This window comes from Pseudomonas sp. Irchel s3f19 (genome assembly GCF_900187555.1).
Lineage (GTDB): Bacteria > Pseudomonadota > Gammaproteobacteria > Pseudomonadales > Pseudomonadaceae > Aquipseudomonas > Aquipseudomonas capeferrum.
In genome coordinates this window covers 136,227-155,723 of the sequence record NZ_FYDW01000001.1, presented here as the reverse complement: position 1 = coordinate 155,723, position 19,497 = coordinate 136,227, and the positions used below count along the sequence as shown (strand labels likewise).

Sequence of the window (19,497 nt, the reverse complement as noted above, 5' to 3'; positions counted from 1 at the left end):
CGAGGGGTCGAAGCACCATGTTCGCCGTCAGGCCGCCGTCAGTCTGGAAGGTTTGAGCAGCGCCTGCGGTAGTCGGCCGGGGTCAACCGATAGGCCCGGCGGAACCAGCGACCCAGGTGGCTCTGGTCGGCAAAGCCCAGCGCCATGGCCACTTCAGCGGGCGTCTGGCCTTGGGCGAGCAGGCGCCGGGCGCGGGCCAGGCGCAACTGTATCAGGTAGGCGTGCGGTGCCAGGCCGAACGCGGCCTTGAAGGCGCGGGTCAGGCGAAAACGGTCGAAGCCACAGGCCTGGGCCAGGTCTTGCAGGCCGATGTCACGGTCCAGGTGAGCATGCAGGTAGTCACGTGCGCGCTGAGCGGTCAGCGGCAGGCGAGGGTCTGGGTTGAGGCGTTTGCGCCAGTGCAGGTGGCGGGTCAGGCAGGCAAGCAGGTCGTCCATGGCCGTCTGGCGAACGATGCGAAAATCCTGGTTGTGCACGGTGTGAAAGGCCAGCGCGGTGGCCCGTGCCAGGCGCGCGTCGTGGCACAGGGTATCGGCAAAGCTGGGCAGGCTGGCACTGGGTGCATGCTCGAACAGCGTTCGTAGCTGGTCTTCGAGCCATGCAGGCTCCAAGTACAACGTCGAGTAGGTAAAGCCTTCGGCGGTCGGCGCGAGGCCGTCGTGGAGGTCGCCGGGCTCCAGCAGAAACACCTGCCCCGGCGTGCTGCGATGGCGCACCCGCCGGCAGTTGAACTGCTGCACGCCTTGCTCGGTGATACCGACCAGAAAACTGTCATGCCAGTGGGGGTCGTAGGCATGCCCGGTGAAATGCGCGCGGACCGACTCGATGCCGGTGTCGGCGTCTTGCTTGAGGACGATCCAGTTGCTCATGGGGGCAGCCCGTGGGGGAAATGGCTACCTTAACGCACGTACCCGTATCAGTCTGGAACGATTGTGCAGCCCTTGTTCAGCAGCCGGGGCCGCAGGGCTTCGAAGCGCTCGCGCAGCCACAGGTGCAACTGCGTCACTGCCGGGGTCAGTTGCTTGCGGTGTGGGCAGACCAAGGTGACCGGCGTCGGCTCGCCCAGGTACTCGGGCAAGAGGATCTCCAGCTCGCCCGCCTCGATGTCGGCGCTCACATCCAGCCACGATTTATAGACGATACCTTCACCTAGCAGGGCCAGTCGGCGAATCACGTCGGCGTCGTCGCTGACCAGCGGCCCCCGTACCTGCACGGTGCGGTTGCCCACCCGCCATTTGTCATAGACGCGGTTCTGTTGCAGGTACAACAGGCAGGCATGTTGCTGCAGTGCCTCCGGTGTCTGCGGGCGGCCGTGGCGCGCCAGGTAGTCCGGGGAGGCAACCAGCACCCGACGGTTCCAGTTGGCCAGGGGCAGGGCGATGTAGTTGGCGTCCTGGTTGAGGCCATAGCGGATGGCGATGTCCACCGGGTCGCGATTGAGGTCGGCCATCTGGTCGGACAGAAAGAAGCGCAGGTGCAGCGCCGGGTGCTCGCGACGGAACGCGCTCAGCCAAGGCAGCAGCATGTTGCGGCCCATGTCCGAAGGTGCCGAAACCTGCAGGGTCCCGCGCAAGGTACTGGCGTTGCCGTGCAGGTCCTCGCGGCCTTGGCGCAGGCTTTCCAGCACGTTCTGCGCCGTTGGCAGGTACAGCTCGCCCTCGGCGGTCAGGCGCAGGCTGCGGGTAGTGCGCGCGAACAGGCGCACGTCCAGCTCACGCTCCAGGCGCTTGATGGCGGCGGCCACCTGGCCCGGCAGCAGTTCGGCCTCGTGGGCGGCGGCTGTGAAGCTGCCCAGCACGCTGCTGCGCACGAACAGTTCGAGGTCGGCGATGCGTAGCATTTTCACTCCTGGGATGAAAGTGTTGCTGCATTGTGCCGGTTTTTCTTTTCTACAGGAAAGATAACATGCGCGACACATCCCATTTTCACCGCAGGAGTTGTTGCATGGATACCGTTTCCCTGGCCAAGCGCCGCTACACCACCAAGGCTTACGACGCCTCGCGCCGCATTCCTCAGGCCACGATCGACGCGTTGCTCGAGCAACTGCGCCACAGCCCGTCCTCGGTCAACTCCCAGCCTTGGCACTTCGTCGTCGCTGACAGCGCCGAAGGCAAGGCACGGTTGGCCAAGAGCACCCAGGACCGTTTCGCCTACAACTCGCCGAAGATCCTCGATGCGTCCCATGTAATCGTGTTCTGCGCCCGTACCGAAATGCCCGAGGCTCATCTGCAGGCGCTGCTAGACCAGGAAGCCGCCGATGGTCGTTTTCGTGACGAGCAGGCCCGCGCCGCGCAGAACCAGAGCCGTCGCCATTACGTCGACCTGCACCGTTTCGACCAGAAAGACGTGCAGCACTGGATGGAAAAGCAGACCTACCTGGCCCTTGGCACCGCGCTGCTCGGTGCGGCGGCGCATGGCCTGGATGCCACGCCCATCGAAGGCTTCGACAGCAAGGTACTGGATGCCGAACTGGGCTTGCGTGAGCAGGGCTTTACCAGTGTGGTGATCTTGAGCCTGGGCTACCGTAGCGAGGGTGATTTCAATGCGGGGCTGAACAAGTCGCGGTTGCCGGCTGCGAAGGTGTTCACCTTCCTCTGATAGCGCCAGGGGCCGCCCGCCGGCCCCTGCTGTTTGCGCCTTACCAGAGCGCCAGCGAAGCCGCCGCTGTGACCCTGGCGAACACCTCGAGTGCTTTATCTACTTCGGCCTCGGTGCTGAAGCGTCCGATACTCAAGCGCACGCTGTTGCGCGCCCGGCTTTCATCCAGCCCCAGGGCCAGCAGCACATGCGAGGGTGCATTGCTCGCCGAGTTGCAGGCCGACGTGGTCGACAACGCCAACTCACTGGCCAACGCGGCACTGTTGAAGCCTTGGCTATCGATACACAGGTTCAAGGTATGCGGGATGCGCTGCGTGGCACAGCCATTGAGGCTTACCGCCGGCAAGGCCAGCAACCCGTCGCGCAGGCGCTGGGCCAGTTGTTCGATGCGCTGGTGTTCACTGTCGCCCGGCTGGCCAGCCAGGGCGAAGGCGCTACCCATACCGACGATCTGGTGGGTTGCCAGGGTGCCGGAACGCAGCCCCTGCTCATGCCCACCGCCGTGCATCTGCGCGCGCATCAGTTCGCGGGCACGCGGGCCGACGTAGAGCGCGCCGATGCCTTTGGGGCCATAGGCTTTGTGGGCCGAGAACGACATCAAGTCCACCGCCATTGCCGCAAGGTCGATGGCCAGCTTGCCCACTGCCTGGGCCGCGTCCACATGCAACAGCGCCCCATGGGCACGCACACGCTCACCAATGGCGGCGAAATCGGTCACGGTACCCAATTCGTTGTTGACCGCCATCAGCGAGACCAGGCGGGTATCGGCGCGCAATGCCGCCTGCACGGCATCGGGCTGAATCAGCCCGGCCGCATCCGCAGCCAGGCGCGTGATGGACCAGCCTTGGCGCTCCAGTTCAGCGACCGTGTCGAGCACGGCCTTGTGTTCCAGCTGGCTAGTGATCAGGTGGCCCGGTTGGCTGATGCCTTGGGCGATGCCTTTGAGTGCGAGGTTGTTGGATTCGGTCGCGCCTGACGTCCACACCAGCTGATCAGCACGGGCGCCAACGCGTTCGGCCACCTGCAGGCGTGCCTGTTCCACCGCGTTGCGGGCAGCCTGACCATAGGCATGGCCACTGGAGGCGGGGTTGCCGAAGTTGGCGTGGCGGCCAAGGCAGGCGAGCATCGTTTCGATGACGCGGTCGTCAACGGGGGTGGTGGCGGCGTAGTCGAAGTAGAGCGGGGCGCTGGGCATGGGGGCGGGTCCGTGTCTGTCACGTTGGATTCGATGATCGTTGGTGCAAGCGTACCCGCCCGTGGGCTGATGGTTTTTGTCTTATGCCTGGCTGATTGTGCCCAGGCTTGGAAAATAATTCTCGCTTTGCCCGTTTCTGGAGAAATTAATTTTCAATACTCGGCGTAAACGACCTTTGGCAATCGCCTCAGGCCGGCGCCAGCGCGCGTTCTTCCTCGGCCACCACCTGTTCGCACAACTCGATGATCTGCTCGCGCATCCAGCGGTTGGCAGGGTCTTGGTCAGTGCTCTCGTGCCAGTACAAGTGCGTTTCCAGCGCCGGTACGTCTACCGGCAATGGCTGGTAGCGCAATTGATGACGGCGGGCGAAACGCTCGGGCACGGTCATGGCCATGTCGGTCTGCTGCAACACCTGCGAAGCCATCAGGTAATGCTGTGAGCGCAAGGCAACCTTGCGCTGTACGCCCATCTTGCCCAAGGCCAGGTCAACATAGCCCAGGCCATTGCGGCGGCTGGAAATATGGATATGGGTCATGCCCAGGTAGCTGTCCAGGGTCAGTTTGCTGTCGGCCAGCGGGTGGCCTTGGCGCAGGGCGCAGACGTAGCGGTCTTGCATCAGTTTGACGTGGCGCACCTGCGGGTCGGTGTTCAGCGGGGCATCGACCGCGAAATCCAGGCGCCCGGCTGCCAGTTCCTTGGTGGTTTCGCGCCGTTTGCACAGAAAGCTTTCAATCAGCACTGCAGGTGCCAGGCGGCGCAGCCGCTGGAACAACGGCGGCAGGATCACCGCTTCGGTCAGGTCGGTCATGCTGATGCGAAAGGTCTTGTTGGCCTGCTGCGGGTTGAAGATACGGCTTTCCTGCACCGACGTGCGCAGCAGGGCCAGGGCGTTGCGCACCGGGCCAATGATGTTCTGGGCCATGGGCGTGGGCACCATGCCTTGCGCGGTACGCACGAACAGCGGGTCGTTGAAGGTTTCGCGCAGTCGCGACAGGGCATTGGACACCGCCGGCTGAGTGATGCCGACAATCTGCCCGGCGCGGGTCAGGTTGGCTTCGGTGTAGATGGCATCGAAGACGATGAACAGGTTGAGGTCGACCTTGCTGAGGTTCATGTGCGCCGCTCATTGTTGGAATTATTGCCCGATCATATATCGGTTATGAATGTTTATACACGCGGAAAATAGACTAGGTGGATGGGCGCTTGCTGCTCTAGGCTCTGGCCCATGTACTCCGAACCGTGAAGGTAGCCCCGATGGATTTCGCCTATTCGCCCAAGGTCCAGGCACTGCGCGAGCGCGTCACTGCGTTCATGGATGCCTACGTCTATCCCGCAGAAGCGGTGTTCGAGCGCCAGGTCGCCGAGGGTGATCGCTGGCAGCCCACCGCGATCATGGAAGAGCTCAAGGCCAAGGCCCGCGCCGAGGGGTTGTGGAACCTGTTCTTGCCCGAGTCGGAGTACGGCGCCGGGCTGAGCAACCTGGAATACGCCCCACTGGCCGAAATCATGGGCCGCTCGCTGCTCGGGCCAGAGCCGTTCAACTGCTCGGCACCGGATACCGGCAACATGGAAGTGCTGGTGCGGTATGGCAGCGAGGCGCAGAAACGCCAGTGGCTGGAGCCACTGCTGCGCGGCGAGATCCGCTCGGCGTTCGCCATGACCGAGCCGGACGTGGCCTCATCAGACGCCACCAACATGGCTGCCACCGCCGTGCGTGATGGCGATGAATGGGTGATCAACGGCCGCAAGTGGTGGACATCCGGCGCGTGTGACCCGCGTTGCAAGGTCATGATCTTCATGGGCCTGTCCGACCCTGAGGGGCCGCGCCACCAGCAGCACTCGATGGTGCTGGTGCCGACCGATACGCCGGGCGTGAAGATAGTGCGGCCGTTGCCGGTGTTCGGCTACGACGACGCGCCACATGGCCATGCCGAGGTGCTGTTCGAGAATGTGCGGGTGCCTTATGAAAACGTGATCCTCGGCGAGGGCCGCGGCTTCGAGATCGCCCAGGGGCGCCTAGGCCCAGGCCGTATTCACCACTGCATGCGTTCGGTCGGCATGGCCGAGCGGGCGCTGGAGTTGATGTGCAAACGCTCGGTCGAGCGCACTGCCTTCGGCCGGCCTCTGGCCCGGCTGGGCGGCAACGTCGACAAGATCGCCGACTCGCGCATGGAAATCGACATGGCACGCCTGCTGACGCTCAAGGCGGCGTACATGATGGACACCGTGGGCAACAAGGTCGCACGCAGTGAAATCGCCCAGATCAAGGTGGTGGCGCCGAATGTGGCCTTGAAGGTGATCGACCGGGCGATCCAGATGCATGGCGGCGCGGGCGTGAGCGGTGACTTCCCCTTGGCCTACATGTACGCCATGCAGCGCACCTTACGCCTGGCCGACGGGCCGGACGAAGTGCACCGGGCGGCGATTGGCAAATATGAGATCGGCAAGTATGTGCCGGTGGAGATGCTGCGCAGTTCAAGATGAAGAATCGGAAGTTCTTGCACGGGAATTCCTTGTCCAATTAACGCGCATGCTGGCTACGGATGAGCTGGCTGAACAAGTATGTATTTGGTGTAGGAAGTGTCTGGTTTTCACGTTCAGGCACTAAAAGCCCTTTTGCAGCTGTTAGGTTTCGACACCTTACTTTTTGCACAAGGTACTTGCCGATGCGTGTCAATCTGGGTGGTAAAGGCCAGGCGGTTGATGGCGATGTCACCACGACAGGTGCTATTTGCATCGCTGCCGGCCTCGGTTATTTGAGCAATGGCCGCAGGGTGCTTCGGGAGGGGGACAAAACGACGCCTTGTCCGCGCTGTGGCGAGCAAGGGACTGTCGTTGAGGGCGTTCGGTACTTCATCTCCAACGGTCAAGCCGTGGCCATGGACGGTGCACTGGTGGCGTGTGGTTGCCCGTCCGGCAGCAATCGGGTCGTAGCACCACTGGGTGCGGCCCCGCTATCCAGGCAGGCACTTGCGAACAGTCGCGCAATGCCTACCGAGGCAGCGGCCGGCGCCCATCCGAAAAGCCTCGTGCAGGGCGCGGTGACTGCGATGCCAGGCACGTTGGAGCCGGGTTTCTACGTGGTGCCCAAAAGCATGTCGTTCTCTCAGGTTCTGCTGCAATTATCCGAGCACGACGCCACCTTGCCGATTTCCCGTTTGCAGCGGCTCAACCCCACGTTCGAGCAAGGTTTCAAGGCTGGGGAAATCTTCGTCATCGGTGACCCGGACAATGGTGATGCCTGTACCCTCGAGGAGGCCAAGCTGATGGCTGCCGCTCAGGATGCACGGCGCGCGTTGGCGGTGCTCGATTTCGCAGAATCCGACTTCATGGTGCAGCACCAGGCTGAGATTGCCGGTTTGCTGAGCAGTGCCAGCCAGTCGATGGGCGTGGGCAAGGACATGCTCGATCAAGGGTTGAAACAGGTCAAGAGCACACTGAACCAGATCGAGCAGTTGCATCAGCGTGAGTTCTTGCGGCACGGGCATTTGAACAGTCGTGAGTTTTTCGCCTCGCGGCGCCAGCTGTTGCAGCAACTGGATGTTCAGTTGAAAGCGGCGCTGCTCAATAAACAGCTTAACCTCGGCAACTATGAACGTTTAAAGAAGAGTCTGAATATTTCTACCAAGAGTCTTGTGCACCATTGGTCGAAAGCGGGTGGGGCAGGGCAGATACCGGGGTATGCGACGCATCTTGATAAAGTGGCGAAGCTATCCAAGTACCTTAAGTATGGTGGTCATGCTGCTATTGGACTCAGTGGGACATCGTCGTATCTCAATGTGAAAGAGGTTTGCCAGGCAGGGAACACGGAGGCTTGTAGAAGCGCCCGTTTTGTAGAGGCCGGAAAATTCAGCGGCAGCGTTAGCGGTGGAATAGCAGGCTCTGCACTTGCGAGTTTAGCTGCGGGAACAGCATGTGCTTTTTTCGCCGTAGGTACTGGGGGAGTTGCGACACCATTGTGCGGTATTTTAGTAGTTGGGGGCGGAGGATTCGTAGGCGGCAAGGGGGGTGAAGTTCTCGGGGAATGGACAGGCGAATACATCTATGGGGCAACAAGTGATTGATATTGATGCTTGGCCTGCTGCGCTAAAGCTATCATTTGTATTGATGCCATTTGTAATTTCTCTGTCAGGTGTGTCGATAAGTGCCTATATAGCTTTGACGCGAAATTATGAGATAGTTTGCTCTTCGATTGAAAGTAATTCGTATATTGAGAGCTTGAAGATTGCATGGGGTGGCTCTAGCTTTAAGTGGCGGCTCATGTTGGTTTGTGCAATTGGGGGGGTTGTCACATTCCCTGGGTTTGTGCTTCGTCGAGGCCAGCTCGATGCTGACGAGCTAAAAGTTTTCCCACCAAAATTGAAGCGATGGCTGGCTGTGTCTGCATGGCTTATCATCATTGGTTTTGGGTGGCTGATGCTCGCAGCTTGTGTTATAGAAATTTCCAAAGTGAAGTAATTTTTGTTTCTTGATAATTGACTTATGCCTGCTGCGACAATGGTCCATTAGAACGTATGAGATGCGCGTCAGTCAGACCCGCAATTGCGGGTCTTTCTCCTTCTGCTCATCGTCACTTTTCTCAGGCGGAAGATGCTGCAATTTTGCCTCCACCGTCGCTTTGTCCCCCCGCGTCTTGACCAGTGATACCACCACCCCACCCAACAACAACCCAAACGTCACCCCCAACGACAGCAACGCCGGCACCTTGCCCACCATGCCGTGGTAGAAGATCTTGCAGCCGATGAAGATCAGCACCATCGCCAGCGCATACTTGAGGTACACGAACCGGTGCATCAATGCCGAAAGTGCGAAGTACAGCGAACGCAAACCCAGGATGGCAAAGATGTTCGAGGTGTAGACGATGAACGGGTCCTGGGTAATAGCAAAGATCGCTGGCACGCTGTCGACGGCAAATACCAGGTCGGCCAGTTCGATCAGCACCAGCGCCAGGAACAGCGGCGTGGCATAGCGCAGCGCCTTGCTGTGCCCGGGCGGGGTCAGGCGCACGAAGAAATGCGAGCCGTGGATCTGGTCGGTAACGCGCATGTGCCGGCGCACGAATTTCAGGACCGGATTGTTGGCCAGGTCCAGATGGCTGTCTTCTTTCGACAGCGCCATCTTCACCCCGGTGAACAGCAGGAAAGCGCCGAAGATGTACAACACCCATTCAAAGTTCTGCACCAGTGTCGCACCCACGCCGATCATGATCGCGCGCAGGAACACCACACCCAGAATGCCCCAGAACAATACCCGGTGCTGGTAGCGGCGGGGGATGGCGAAGAAGCCGAAGATCATCGCCATGACGAACACGTTGTCCATCGACAGCGACTGCTCGACCAGGAACCCGGTGTAGAACTCCAGCGCCGACTGCGCGCCCAGCTCGAACCAGACCCAGGCCCCGAACAGCACGCCGACGCTGAAATAACCCGAGTACAGCAGCAGGCTCTCGCGCATTTCGATCTCGCGGTCCTGGCGGTGCAGCACGCCCAGGTCGAGCACTAGCAAACCGATGACGATGGCCATGAACACCAGCCACAACCAGGTGCTGGTACCGAGAAACGGGGTGGTGAGGAATGTGTGCAGAGCTGTCATGAGCCCCTCCTTGATTGTCGACGTTGCATGGCAACAGTGATCCGACATGGCGGCTTGGCAGCCGTCAGAGGGGCCCGGTATCACATAGGCTTGAGCCTAGCCGCGTTTCCCCGGGATGCCGAACGCCGACCTGTTACATTTCTTTGCCTGGTGCGCGGGCGCTTCAATAGACCCACACTTCCACCCGCCGATTGCGCAAGCGACCTTGTTCCTGGTCATTCCCGGCCACCGGCAGCTCATCGCCCATGCCGGTCACTTCCAGCACGTCCACACCATCGCGTGCCAGCTCGCGGCGCACCGCCAGCGCCCGCAAGCGTGAAAGCAGCGCCGCACGCCCCGGTGTTTCCTTGGGGTCGCCAAACCCCACCAGCACCGCCTTGCTCTGCAGCTTGCCCACCTGGCGCAGGTAGTCGGCCACCCGCTGCACATCGCGCAAGGCCTTGTTGTCGAGGCTGGCGCTGCCTTCCTGAAAGCGAAAGTTCACACTCAGCCGCTGCGCTTGCTGGGCCAGCGATCGGTAGCGCGGCGGCATGTCGGCCTGGGGCTGCACAGCCTGGGCCTTGACTTGCTGCGAGACGAAGCCCAGCTGGGCGACGATGGCCTGGCCCGCCGGGCTCTGGGTGAAGTCGGCCAGGGCTTTGGCCTGAGGTTTGGCATTGGCTGGCAGGTAGAAATACAAGCGCCGCGACAGTGGGTAATCTTCGCTGGCCACCTGCGCGCGCTGCGGCAGCATGGCCGGCGCATCGCCCTCGGCTACTGCCAGCACCTTGGCCCCGTGCACTGCGGCCAGGCTGCTGAAACCGATGGCCTGGCGGTCGCTGCTGACCCGCTCGGCCAGCTCATCACTGGACTCAAAGCGCTGGGCCTGGGCCGACAGCGCGCCTTGATGAGGGTCGAGCACCAGTGCCTTGAACGTTTCGTAGGTGCCGGAACGGTCGTCGCGGGCGTAAAGGTGAATCGACCCTCCGGTGATGCCCAGCTGGTCCCAGCGCTGGACTTGCCCAGAGAAGATCTGCGCCAGTTGCCGGGTGGTCAGTTGTGGCAGCGGGTTGTTGGGGTGCACGATCACCGCCACGCCATCCAGGCCGATGACCTGCTCGGCGCTGGCCGCGCGCAAATTGCCCAGGGCCTGCAGTTGGCGCACTTCTGCGTCGTTGATTGGCCGTGAGGCAGCAGCCAGGTCGGCCTCGCCACGGCCCAGGGCAGCGAAGCCAGTGCTGGAACCATGCGCGGCGATATCGATACGCAACGGTTGCCCGCGCACGTCGCGGGCAGTGATGACGGTTTCGTTGGCCTGCGCGCCGGGGGCTTGTTCGATGGCGGTTGCCTGTTGCGAGCGCAATTGTCCCTGGACCAAGGCCGGCAGCAGCGCAGCACCGATGGTGTTGGAGCCCTGCACGCGCAAATGGGCAGAATCGGCCAGGGCCGATAGCGGTAGCAGGGCGAGTAGAGCGAGCAGCAGGCGGGGCATGCCGGGCTACCTATGGCATAGAGTTGCCCGGCAGATTACGACGGTTGCGTGATGGAAATATGACAGTCACCTGGGGCCGCTTTGCGGCCCCAGCACCCTCAGTGCGCGCCTGCCGACTTGCTCAGGTCACTCTCTGCCCACTCGGTATAGATGCAGGCATCGGCCACCGCCCAGCGCACGTTCACGGTGTCGCCCGGCTGCATCGGCATGCCTGCCGCAGACAGCGCCTTCACGGTCATCTCGGTACCGCCTGCGGTGACCACATGGCAGGTCTGGCTTTCACCCAGGAACAGCACCTCGGCGACCTTGGCAGCCACCTCGTTCCAGCCGGGCGGCAGGGGTTGCGCCGCAGCCTGGGCGGTGGTCAGCGCCAAGGCTTTTTCCGGGCGCACCATGATCAGCGCCTCCTGCCCGGCAGCCAAACCGGCGGTCAGGCGGATCGCCACAGGCTGGCCCTCGAAACTGCCCGCGCCGTTGCTGCTGGCCTTGATCCGCAGGAAGTTGGAGTTGCCCAGGAACGAGGCGACAAACGCATTTGGCGGGTTCTGGTAAAGGTCGTAACCACTGCCCAGCCCGACGATCTTGCCGTGGCTGAAGATAGCGATGCGCTGGGACAGGCGCATGGCCTCTTCCTGGTCATGGGTCACATAGACGATGGTGATGCCCAAGCGCCGGTGCAACTGGCGCAGTTCGTCCTGCAGGTCTTCACGCAGCTTCTTGTCGAGCGCGCCCAGCGGTTCGTCCATCAGCAGGATGCGGGGCTCGTAGACCAGCGCCCGGGCAATCGCCACGCGCTGCTGCTGGCCGCCGGACATCTGCGAAGGCTTGCGGTGGGCGAACTTCTCCAGTTGCACCAGCTTGAGCATGGCGTCGACCCGCTTGTTGATTTCGGCGCTGCCAAGCTTGCGGATGGCCAGGGGGAAGGCGATGTTGTCGCGCACGTTCAAGTGCGGGAACAGCGAGTAGCGCTGGAACACCATGCCGATATCACGCTTGTGCGGCGGCACGTTCACCAGTGATTGGCCCTCGACCAGAATCTCGCCGCTGCTCGGGGTCTCGAAACCGGCCAGCATCGACAGGGTCGTGGACTTGCCCGAACCGCTGGAGCCGAGAAAGGTCAGGAACTCGCCGTCCTGGATTTCCAGGTCGAGGTTGTCCACGGCGGTGAAGTCGCCGTAGTGCTTGTTCAGGCCGCGCAGGCTGACCAGGGTCTTGGTGTGCGCGTTGTCTTTGATCACTGCACTCATTGTTGTTCTCTCCGGCACTCAGGCGTTGACTTCGGTGCGCCGGCGCAGGGCGGCGGCAATAATCATCACAAGCAGGGACAGGCCGATCAGCAGCGTCGAGGCCACGGCGATCACGGGGCTCAGGTCCTGGCGCAGGGTGGTCCACATCTTCACGGGCAGGGTCTGCAGGTCGGGGCTCGCCATCATCACGCTGAGCACCACTTCGTCCCACGAGACGAGGAAGGCGAACAGGCCGCCGGCGATCATCCCCGGGCGAATGGCCGGGAAGGTCACCTTGAAGATCGCCTGCAGGCGCGAGGCCCCGCAAATGACTGCAGCGTCCTCGATCGACTGGTCGAACAGCTTGAGCGAGTTGATGATCGAGATGATGGTGAAGGGCAGGGCGACGATCACGTGGCTGACCACGAACGCGAACAGCGTGCCGGTGTAGCCCAATTTGAGGAACAGCGCATACACCGCTACGGCGATGATCACCAGCGGCACGATCATCGGCATGGTGAACAGGCCGTAGAGCATCTCGCGGCCGGGGAAGCGGCCACGTACCAGGGCAAACGCGGTGGGCAGGCCCAGCAGTACTGCGGCGACCGTGGTCAGCACGGCGACCTTGAGGCTGGCCAGGGCTGCGTCTATCCACTCAGGGTTGGAGAAGAACTGGCCATACCATTTGAAGGTCCAGCCCGGTGGCGGGAATACCAGCCACTGGGACGAGCCGAACGACAGCAGCACGATGAACACCACCGGCAGCAACAGGAAGGCGGCGATGACCCCGGTGGTCAGGTACAAGCCCGTACGCAGCGGGCGGCCCATGGCATTGGGTGACAGGAGCATGGCGGATTACCTCGCGTTGCCGACCGGGGATTCCGGCTGCAGCTTCAGGTACAGGTAGAAGAGCACCAGGGTGATGACCACCAGCAGTGCGGCGGCGGCGCTGGCCAGGCCCCAGTTGAGGAACGACTGCACCTGCTGGATGATGAATTCGGGCAGCATCATGTTCTGCGCACCGCCGAGCAGGGCTGGGGTGACGTAGTAACCGAGCGACATCACGAACACCATCAACGCCCCCGAGAACAGCCCCGAGCGGCACAGCGGCAGGAACACCTTCCAGAAGTTGGTCCATGGGCTGGCGCCGCAGATCGAGCCTGCTTGCAGCACCATTGGGTCGATGGCATGCATGGTCGCCTGCAGCGGCAGCACGATGAACGGGATCATGATGTAGCTCATGCCGATTACCACGCCGGTGAGGTTGTGCACCATTTCCAGCGGGGTATCGATGATCCCCATGGCCATCAACGCCTTGTTGATCACCCCCGAACTCTGCAGCAACACCAGCCACGAGTAGGTGCGCGCCAGCAGGCTGGTCCACATCGACAGCAGCACGATGTTCAGCAGCCAGCGGCCCCAGCCATTGGGTACCAGGGTGATCGCCCAGGCCAGCGGGAAGCCCAGCAGCACGCTGATCAGCGTTACCACCCCAGCCACCGAGAAGGTGTTGAACAGCACCCGGGCGTAGGCTGAGTTGGCGAACAACTGCTCGTAGTTACCCAGGCCCGGCACCGGCTCCAGCACACCGCGCAGCAACAGGCCGATCAGCGGGGCGAAGAAGAACAGGCCAAGAAACAGCAAGGCAGGCAGCAGGTTGCGGCTGCCTTTCCAGCGCTGGCCCAGGCTCACGCGGCGGGGGGCCGTTCCCGGGGCGCCGGTGCCCGTGGGGGCACCTTGCGCATTGTGCAGGGCGTTGATGGCGACTTTCATTTGACCAGCCACTCATTCCAGCGCGCGGCGATGGCCTGGCCGTTCTTCGCCCAGTAGGCGAAGTCCAGGGTTACCTGGTCCTGGGCGTAGGCGGTCGGCAGGTTTGGCGCGAGGTCGGCTTTGAGCTTGGGCACGCTGTCCAGGTTGACCGGTGCGTACGCCGTGAGGTTGGCAAAATCGGCCTGGCCTTCGGGGCTGCTGGCGTTGGCCAGGAACTTCATGGCCGCGTCCTTGTTCTTGGCGCCTTTGGGGATGACCAGGAAGTCGGCCATGACCAGGTTCTGCTTCCAGCTCACGCCAACCGGTGCACCGTCTTGCTGCAAGGCGTAGACGCGGCCGTTCCAGAACTGGCCAAGCGAGGCTTCACCGGAGGCCAGCAATTGCTGCGACTGGGCGCCACCGCCCCACCAGACGATGTCTTTCTTGATGGTGTCGAGTTTCTTGAAGGCGCGGTCCAGGTCCAGCGGGTAGAGCTTGTCGGGCGCGACGCCGTCGGCCAGCAAGGCCAGCTCCAGCACGCCGGGGCTCGGCCACTTGTACAGGGCGCGCTTGCCGGGGTAGGTCTTGGTGTCGAACAGCGAGGTCCAGTCCACTGGCTTGTTGGCACCGAGCTTGCCTTCGTTGTAGCCGAGCACGAACGAGAAGAAGAACGAGCCGACGCCATGATCGGAGACGAAGCGCGGGTCGATGCGGTCTTTCTTGACCGTGTTGAAATCCAGGGGTTCGAGCAGGCCTTCGCTGGCGGCGCGCAGGGCGAAGTCGGCTTCGACGTCGACCACGTCCCACTGCACGTTGCCGCTCTCGACCATGGCCTTTAGCTTGCCGTAGTCGGTCGGGCCGTCCTGGACGACTTTGATATTGGTCGATTTGGAGAAGGGTACGGCCCATGCTTCTTTCTGGGCGTCCTGGGTGGTACCGCCCCAGCTGACGAAGTTCAGGCTGTCAGCGGCCTGCGTGGCCTGACAGGCCAGGGTCAGCAGGCTGGCGGACAGCACTGCGGTTACACGTTTGCTCAACAGCATGGTTACGCCCTCGTTGCTTTTGTTATTCGAGGCGGGGCTTTTTGGTGCGCCCGCCAACAGTATTCGGGGAGCAGCTAAAACAAAGTGTCGTGTGGCCGATTGTGATTCTAGGTGCTGGCCTGCACATTCAAGGTCTACGGGATATCATATTATGGTATTCCAAACTTTTGGCAAGAGGCGAAGGCGACCGGCCATCACTCCACCTCTGCAAACATCCCAACGCTGTTGGGTGTAGGGGCGGTATCAGCCTTCCACACCGGGTTCGAAGGGAATGCTCTGCACCACTTCCAGCTCATACCCCGCCAGCCCCGCGTACTTCAGCGGCGGCCCCAGATGGCGCAGCTTGCCCACGCCCAGATCCTGCAGAATCTGCGCCCCGGTACCGACCTCCGAATACACCTTGGACTGCCCGCGTTGGTAAGGCCGCACCGGCTGGGTCAGTTGCGGCACGCGTTCGAGCAACGCCTGCGAGGATTCATGGTTGGCCAGGATCACCACCACGCCGGTGCCTTCCTCGGCCACCTTCTGCAGCGCCGCCCACAGCGTCCAGTTGGCCGGGCCTGCATATTCGGCGCCCACCAGGTCGCGCAGCGGGTCGATCACATGCACGCGCACCAGGGTGGGCTGTTCGCGGCGGATATCACCCATCACCATGGCCATGTGCACACCGCCTTCGATGCGGTCTTCATAGGTGACCAGGCGGAAGGTGCCGTGCACCGTGGGCAGTTCGCGTTCGCCGATGCGCTTGATGGTCTGTTCGGTGCTCAGGCGGTAGTGGATCAGGTCGGCGATGGTGCCGATCTTGATGCCGTGCCGTGCTGCGAACACTTCCAGGTCCGGGCGGCGGGCCATGGTGCCGTCGTCGTTGAGCACTTCGACGATTACCGAAGCGGCGCTGAAACCGGCCAGGCGGGCCAGGTCGCAGCCGGCTTCGGTGTGGCCGGCGCGGGTCAGCACACCGCCTTCGCGGGCACGCAAGGGGAAGATATGCCCAGGCTGTACCAGGTCTTCGGGGCGTGCGCTCGGCGCCATGGCCGCCGCCACGGTGCGTGCCCGGTCAGCCGCGGAAATACCGGTGGTAACGCCCGTGGCGGCTTCGATCGACACCGTGAAGGCGGTGCTGAACACGCTGCCGTTGGCCGGCACCATCTGCTCCAGGCCCAGGCGCTGGCAGTGATCGTCGGTCAAGGTCAGGCAGATCAGGCCACGGGCTTCGCGGGCCATGAAGTTGATGGCCTGGGCGTCACAGCGCTCGGCGGCGATCAGCAGGTCGCCTTCGTTTTCTCGATCCTCGTCGTCCACCAGCAGTACCATTTTGCCTTGCCGGTAGTCTTCGAGGAGTTCTTCGATGCTGTTGAAAGCCATGTTGCACGCTCGCTGTGATGGGGTGATTATTATGGTATACCATCATACACAAATAGATTTGCAACAGGAGATCAGCGGATGAAAGCGTATTGGATCGCCCACGTGGACGTGACCGACCCTGAGCAGTACCAGCAGTACACCCAGCGTGCGCCTGCCGCCTTTGCGGCTTTCGGCGGGCGGTTCCTGGCCCGGGGTGGGCGCAGCGAGGCGATGGAAGGCAGGCAGACGCCGCAGCGCAGTGTGGTGATCGAGTTCGAATCGTATGAGCAGGCGCTGGCCTGTTACCGGTCCGAGCTGTACCAGGACGCCTGCGGCCATCGCCAAGGCGTGGCGAAGGCTGAGGTCATCATCGTCGAGGGGTTCGAGCCCTGAGCGGATGAGCGCTGGCGTTCTTGTAAGGGAATTCTGATTTTCCTCGAACCAGGTCTGTACATGTTTTTCCAGTGCTAGCTTCCAGCTTTCTACGGCCGGAGGCTATTCATGACGCGCATATCGATACATGGAAAAGGGCAAGCGCTGGATGGCGATATCACCACCACAGGCGCGGTTTGCATTGCCAGCAGTACGAACTTCCGGGGGGACAACCGACGTGCTCTGCGCCTGGGCGATGCCACGACCGAGTGCCCGAACTGCAAGAAGGTCGGTGTCATTGTAGAAGGGGTGAATGCTTTCGTCATCGCAGGTAAACCGGCTGTTGTCGATGGGGCGCTGGTCAAGTGTGATTGCCCAAACGGCAGCAACCGGGTCATCGCGCAGTCAGCCATACACAGAGCAGGCAGCCATTCTGCTCAGGCTACATCGCCTGCCTCTGCCGCCCGTCACTCGGCTTCTATAGCAGGGCAAAGCCCTGCACAGGCGTACCCCGCATTTCCCGTCGGCTCATCGTCTGTACTTGAGCCTGGCTTCCATATTGTGCAACGCAGCATGTCGTTCGAGCAGGTGCTTCAGAGCCTTGGCGCGACGCACAGCCCTTTGCCAGTGGCGTTTTTGCAGCGCTTGAATCCTACGTACCCAGAGGGTTTCAAGGCGGGTGAAATTTTTGTGCTCGGCAGCCCCCACAGCGGGTTTTCCTGCAGTGCAGCGGAGGCCGAATTGATTATGGTGGCGGAGGAGGCAAGAGCGTCGCTGGCGATCCTTTCCGAGGAGGAGGCAAACTTCATGATGAAGCACATCGGTGAGATTGCCGGGGTGCTCAATGGGGCAAGTCAGTCAATGGGGGTGGGTAAGGACATGCTGGAGCGGGGGCTGTCGCAGGTGAAGGATACGTTGAAAGGCATCGAAGCCTTACACCAACGCCAATTTGCGCTCCATGGTCATCTAAATAGCCCTGAATTTTTTGCGTTGCGCAAGGAGCTCCACAAGCAACTGGATGGCCAATTGCGCACGGCGTTTTTGAACAAATCGCTAGGTTTGGGAAGCTACGATAATTTACGACGTGATCTCGGGATCTCTACCAAGAGTGTGGGCATCACTGGAAGAAAGCGGGTGTACCAGGGCAGATCCCGGGTTACGTGACGCATCTGGACGAAGTGGCAAAGGTCTCAAAGTATCTGAAGTATGGCGGTTGGGTTGGGATCGGACTTGGCGCCGGTGCTTCCTACCTGAAAGTACATGAAGCTTGCCGTGCAGGTGAGACCGATGAGTGTAAGAAAGTACGTTTTACGGAGACCGGCAGTTTCTCAGGTGGGCTTGCCGGTGGGGCGTTGGGCGCGGGGGCTGGAAGAGCAGCTGCTGTAGCCGTGTGCCAATTTGGAGTTTGGGGTAAAGCTGCCTGCGGCATAGTCACAGTTGGCGCCACAGCCTTTGGCGTATCTCAAGGTGTAGAGGTAATCGGCGAAAAGGCGGGGGAGCAAATTTATGAGTTTATATATAACTAGGTTGGAGGATTGGTCGATTTATGCTCGTTTGGCCTTCTTGTGCTCCCCTCTGGTTATGATTTTTATAGGGTTAGCGATTGATTTCTACATTGCAGGTTCGCGGCATTTCATGGTGATGTGTCACGCGTTCAGGCGCAGTTCGTTACTGGTAGAGGAGACTCAGTTTTCAGGAACACTGAGCCTACGTGCGAGGTTCATGGTTGTAGCAGGGATGAGCAGTGCAGTTCTTTGGCCTAACCTCTTCATCCGCCGTGGCCAGTTACATCCTGAGGATAATGACCAATTCCCCGAATATTTGCGGCGGCGAATGAGCGTAGCAATGGCACTGATGGTTGCTGGTGCAATATGGTCAGTGCTTGGTGTTATTTTCGTAGAAATGTAAAGCATTATGCAGCTGCACTGAGGGTAGAAAACCGCTATAAAGCGGCGGACTGTCATCAAGAGCGAGACAATGAACCCCTACGAAGACATGCGTATCTTTGCCCAGGTCATGGAAGCCGGCAGCTTCACCGCTGCCGCCGACCGCCTGGGCATGTCCAAGCAATCGGTCAGCCGGCGCCTGATGCAGCTCGAAGAACGCCTGGGCGTGCGCCTGCTCAACCGCTCCACCCGGCGCCTGGACGCCACGCCGCTCGGCCAGCACTACTACCAATCGGCGCTGCGCCTGCTGGGCGAAGTGCAACAGGTGGAGCACGACATCAGCGGCCAGGCACAGGCCCTGCGCGGTACCTTGCGTCTGAGTGCGCCGCTGTCGTTTGCCATGTCGCACCTGGGCTGCCTGCTGACCGAGTTTCTGCGCTTGCACCCGCAGCTGGATGTGGAGGTGGACCTCAGCGACCGTGCGGTGGACCTGATCGGCGAAGGCTACGACCTGGCCCTGCGCATCGGCGCGCTGGAGGACTCCAGCCTGATCGCGCGGCGGATTGCCAGCGTCGAGCGGGTGTATTGCGCCAGCCCGGCGTATCTGGACGCGCGAGGCGTGCCGCAGCGGCCCGAAGCGCTGGCCGAGCATGACTGCCTGCCCTATGGGCATTCACGACAGGTGCAATGGCAGTTCACCCAAGGTGGCAAGGCTCAGGCCATCGCGGTGACCGGTCGGATGCGGGCCAACAATGGCGAGCTGCTGAGGGACGCGGCGATTGCCGGGATGGGGGTGACGTACCTGCCGACCTTCATTGTCGGGCAGGCGTTGGCCGATGGGCGGTTGGTAAGTCTGCTGCAAGGCTGGACACCGCCGGCGTTGCAGTTGTCGGCGGTGTATCCGCAGCACCGGCAGGTGGCCAGGCCGGTGCAGGGGTTTGTCGAGTTTCTACGGGAGCGATTGGCGCAACTTCAAGTGCTGAACGGCCTGTATTGATCGTGTGGGCTTGTTTGGGGA

General features: G+C 61.8%; 19 protein-coding genes. 8 read left to right on the top strand and 11 right to left on the bottom strand.

Annotated features, from left to right (window positions below; all coding sequences use genetic code 11):
- Positions 1-38 precede the first annotated feature (38 nt).
- Complete coding sequence (locus CKW22_RS00735; RefSeq protein ID WP_095063614.1) at positions 39-869, bottom strand: AraC family transcriptional regulator; 831 nt, start codon at positions 867-869, stop codon at positions 39-41.
- A gap of 47 nt (positions 870-916) precedes the next feature.
- Positions 917-1,840, bottom strand: coding sequence for a LysR family transcriptional regulator (locus CKW22_RS00730; protein WP_033698913.1), 924 nt, complete (start codon positions 1,838-1,840; stop codon positions 917-919).
- Between the two features lie 104 nt (positions 1,841-1,944).
- Here CKW22_RS00730 and nfsB point away from each other — a divergent pair, with 104 nt between their 5' ends.
- Entirely contained in the window at positions 1,945-2,598 is a 654-nt protein-coding gene (gene nfsB / locus CKW22_RS00725) for an oxygen-insensitive NAD(P)H nitroreductase (RefSeq protein ID WP_095063613.1), read from the top strand.
- A 40-nt stretch (positions 2,599-2,638) separates the two neighbouring features.
- Here nfsB and CKW22_RS00720 read toward each other — a convergent pair whose 3' ends face one another.
- Together CKW22_RS00720 and CKW22_RS00715 are read right to left on the bottom strand one after the other, a co-directional pair.
- Positions 2,639-3,793, bottom strand: a complete 1,155-nt coding sequence (locus CKW22_RS00720) for a cysteine desulfurase family protein (RefSeq protein ID WP_095063612.1) — start codon at positions 3,791-3,793, stop codon at positions 2,639-2,641.
- A 187-nt stretch (positions 3,794-3,980) separates the two neighbouring features.
- On the bottom strand, positions 3,981-4,907 hold the full coding sequence (locus tag CKW22_RS00715) for a LysR family transcriptional regulator (RefSeq protein ID WP_033698907.1): 927 nt from the start codon (positions 4,905-4,907) through the stop codon (positions 3,981-3,983).
- Positions 4,908-5,047: 140 nt separating this feature from the next.
- Here CKW22_RS00715 and CKW22_RS00710 point away from each other — a divergent pair, with 140 nt between their 5' ends.
- The 3 genes from CKW22_RS00710 (at position 5,048) to CKW22_RS27180 (ending at position 8,251) form a co-directional block, all read left to right on the top strand.
- Positions 5,048-6,277 (top strand): acyl-CoA dehydrogenase, encoded by a 1,230-nt coding sequence (locus CKW22_RS00710; protein ID WP_033698905.1) that lies wholly within the window; start codon positions 5,048-5,050, stop codon positions 6,275-6,277.
- Between the two features lie 182 nt (positions 6,278-6,459).
- The gene (locus CKW22_RS00705; protein WP_095063611.1) at positions 6,460-7,857 is read left to right on the top strand and encodes a PAAR domain-containing protein; all 1,398 of its coding nucleotides are present in this window, start codon (positions 6,460-6,462) and stop codon (positions 7,855-7,857) included.
- On the top strand, positions 7,850-8,251 hold the full coding sequence (locus CKW22_RS27180; RefSeq protein ID WP_143500681.1) for a hypothetical protein: 402 nt from the start codon (positions 7,850-7,852) through the stop codon (positions 8,249-8,251). The genes CKW22_RS00705 and CKW22_RS27180 overlap by 8 nt, the downstream gene beginning before the upstream one ends.
- Positions 8,252-8,323: 72 nt before the next feature.
- Here CKW22_RS27180 and CKW22_RS00700 read toward each other — a convergent pair whose 3' ends face one another.
- From CKW22_RS00700 to ribBA, 7 genes are all read right to left on the bottom strand, one after another.
- Positions 8,324-9,385, bottom strand: a complete 1,062-nt coding sequence (locus CKW22_RS00700; protein WP_033698903.1) for a TerC family protein — start codon at positions 9,383-9,385, stop codon at positions 8,324-8,326.
- Positions 9,386-9,548: 163 nt separating this feature from the next.
- On the bottom strand, positions 9,549-10,856 hold the full coding sequence (locus CKW22_RS00695) for a substrate-binding domain-containing protein (protein ID WP_095063610.1): 1,308 nt from the start codon (positions 10,854-10,856) through the stop codon (positions 9,549-9,551).
- Between the two features lie 98 nt (positions 10,857-10,954).
- Complete coding sequence (locus CKW22_RS00690; RefSeq protein WP_033698901.1) at positions 10,955-12,103, bottom strand: ABC transporter ATP-binding protein; 1,149 nt, start codon at positions 12,101-12,103, stop codon at positions 10,955-10,957.
- An 18-nt stretch (positions 12,104-12,121) separates the two neighbouring features.
- A complete protein-coding gene (locus CKW22_RS00685; RefSeq protein ID WP_033698900.1) occupies positions 12,122-12,931 on the bottom strand; it encodes an ABC transporter permease in 810 nt (269 codons plus the stop codon).
- A 6-nt stretch (positions 12,932-12,937) separates the two neighbouring features.
- Entirely contained in the window at positions 12,938-13,855 is a 918-nt protein-coding gene (locus CKW22_RS00680) for an ABC transporter permease (protein WP_033698899.1), read from the bottom strand.
- A complete protein-coding gene (locus CKW22_RS00675; RefSeq protein WP_033698898.1) occupies positions 13,852-14,877 on the bottom strand; it encodes a polyamine ABC transporter substrate-binding protein in 1,026 nt (341 codons plus the stop codon). Before CKW22_RS00675 ends, CKW22_RS00680 begins: the two co-directional genes overlap by 4 nt.
- 243 nt (positions 14,878-15,120) lie before the next feature.
- Entirely contained in the window at positions 15,121-16,242 is a 1,122-nt protein-coding gene (gene ribBA, locus CKW22_RS00670; RefSeq protein ID WP_033698897.1) for a bifunctional 3,4-dihydroxy-2-butanone-4-phosphate synthase/GTP cyclohydrolase II, read from the bottom strand.
- Positions 16,243-16,320: 78 nt separating this feature from the next.
- Here ribBA and CKW22_RS00665 point away from each other — a divergent pair, with 78 nt between their 5' ends.
- The 4 genes from CKW22_RS00665 to CKW22_RS00650 all read left to right on the top strand — a co-directional run bounded on the left by CKW22_RS00665 (position 16,321) and on the right by CKW22_RS00650 (position 19,476).
- Entirely contained in the window at positions 16,321-16,614 is a 294-nt protein-coding gene (locus CKW22_RS00665; RefSeq protein WP_047581012.1) for a DUF1330 domain-containing protein, read from the top strand.
- A gap of 108 nt (positions 16,615-16,722) precedes the next feature.
- The gene (locus CKW22_RS00660) at positions 16,723-17,757 is read left to right on the top strand and encodes a PAAR domain-containing protein (protein ID WP_256577274.1); all 1,035 of its coding nucleotides are present in this window, start codon (positions 16,723-16,725) and stop codon (positions 17,755-17,757) included.
- Positions 17,754-18,119 (top strand): hypothetical protein, encoded by a 366-nt coding sequence (locus CKW22_RS27725; protein ID WP_256577273.1) that lies wholly within the window; start codon positions 17,754-17,756, stop codon positions 18,117-18,119. Before CKW22_RS00660 ends, CKW22_RS27725 begins: the two co-directional genes overlap by 4 nt.
- A gap of 451 nt (positions 18,120-18,570) precedes the next feature.
- Positions 18,571-19,476, top strand: a complete 906-nt coding sequence (locus CKW22_RS00650; RefSeq protein WP_047581006.1) for a LysR family transcriptional regulator — start codon at positions 18,571-18,573, stop codon at positions 19,474-19,476.
- Positions 19,477-19,497 lie beyond the last annotated feature (21 nt).

Excerpts from the sequence above, each read along its gene's own strand:
- CKW22_RS00735 (WP_095063614.1), bottom strand. The coding sequence starts at position 869 with ATGAGCAACTGGATCGTCCTCAAGCAAGACGCCGACACCGGCATCGAG.
- CKW22_RS00730 (WP_033698913.1), bottom strand. The coding sequence starts at position 1,840 with ATGCTACGCATCGCCGACCTCGAACTGTTCGTGCGCAGCAGCGTGCTG.
- nfsB (WP_095063613.1), top strand. The coding sequence starts at position 1,945 with ATGGATACCGTTTCCCTGGCCAAGCGCCGCTACACCACCAAGGCTTAC.
- CKW22_RS00720 (WP_095063612.1), bottom strand. The coding sequence starts at position 3,793 with ATGCCCAGCGCCCCGCTCTACTTCGACTACGCCGCCACCACCCCCGTT.
- CKW22_RS00715 (WP_033698907.1), bottom strand. The coding sequence starts at position 4,907 with ATGAACCTCAGCAAGGTCGACCTCAACCTGTTCATCGTCTTCGATGCC.
- CKW22_RS00710 (WP_033698905.1), top strand. The coding sequence starts at position 5,048 with ATGGATTTCGCCTATTCGCCCAAGGTCCAGGCACTGCGCGAGCGCGTC.
- CKW22_RS00705 (WP_095063611.1), top strand. The coding sequence starts at position 6,460 with ATGCGTGTCAATCTGGGTGGTAAAGGCCAGGCGGTTGATGGCGATGTC.
- CKW22_RS00700 (WP_033698903.1), bottom strand. The coding sequence starts at position 9,385 with ATGACAGCTCTGCACACATTCCTCACCACCCCGTTTCTCGGTACCAGC.
- CKW22_RS00695 (WP_095063610.1), bottom strand. The coding sequence starts at position 10,856 with ATGCCCCGCCTGCTGCTCGCTCTACTCGCCCTGCTACCGCTATCGGCC.
- CKW22_RS00690 (WP_033698901.1), bottom strand. The coding sequence starts at position 12,103 with ATGAGTGCAGTGATCAAAGACAACGCGCACACCAAGACCCTGGTCAGC.
- CKW22_RS00685 (WP_033698900.1), bottom strand. The coding sequence starts at position 12,931 with ATGCTCCTGTCACCCAATGCCATGGGCCGCCCGCTGCGTACGGGCTTG.
- CKW22_RS00680 (WP_033698899.1), bottom strand. The coding sequence starts at position 13,855 with ATGAAAGTCGCCATCAACGCCCTGCACAATGCGCAAGGTGCCCCCACG.
- CKW22_RS00675 (WP_033698898.1), bottom strand. The coding sequence starts at position 14,877 with ATGCTGTTGAGCAAACGTGTAACCGCAGTGCTGTCCGCCAGCCTGCTG.
- ribBA (WP_033698897.1), bottom strand. The coding sequence starts at position 16,242 with ATGGCTTTCAACAGCATCGAAGAACTCCTCGAAGACTACCGGCAAGGC.
- CKW22_RS00665 (WP_047581012.1), top strand. The coding sequence starts at position 16,321 with ATGAAAGCGTATTGGATCGCCCACGTGGACGTGACCGACCCTGAGCAG.
- CKW22_RS00660 (WP_256577274.1), top strand. The coding sequence starts at position 16,723 with ATGACGCGCATATCGATACATGGAAAAGGGCAAGCGCTGGATGGCGAT.
- CKW22_RS00650 (WP_047581006.1), top strand. The coding sequence starts at position 18,571 with ATGAACCCCTACGAAGACATGCGTATCTTTGCCCAGGTCATGGAAGCC.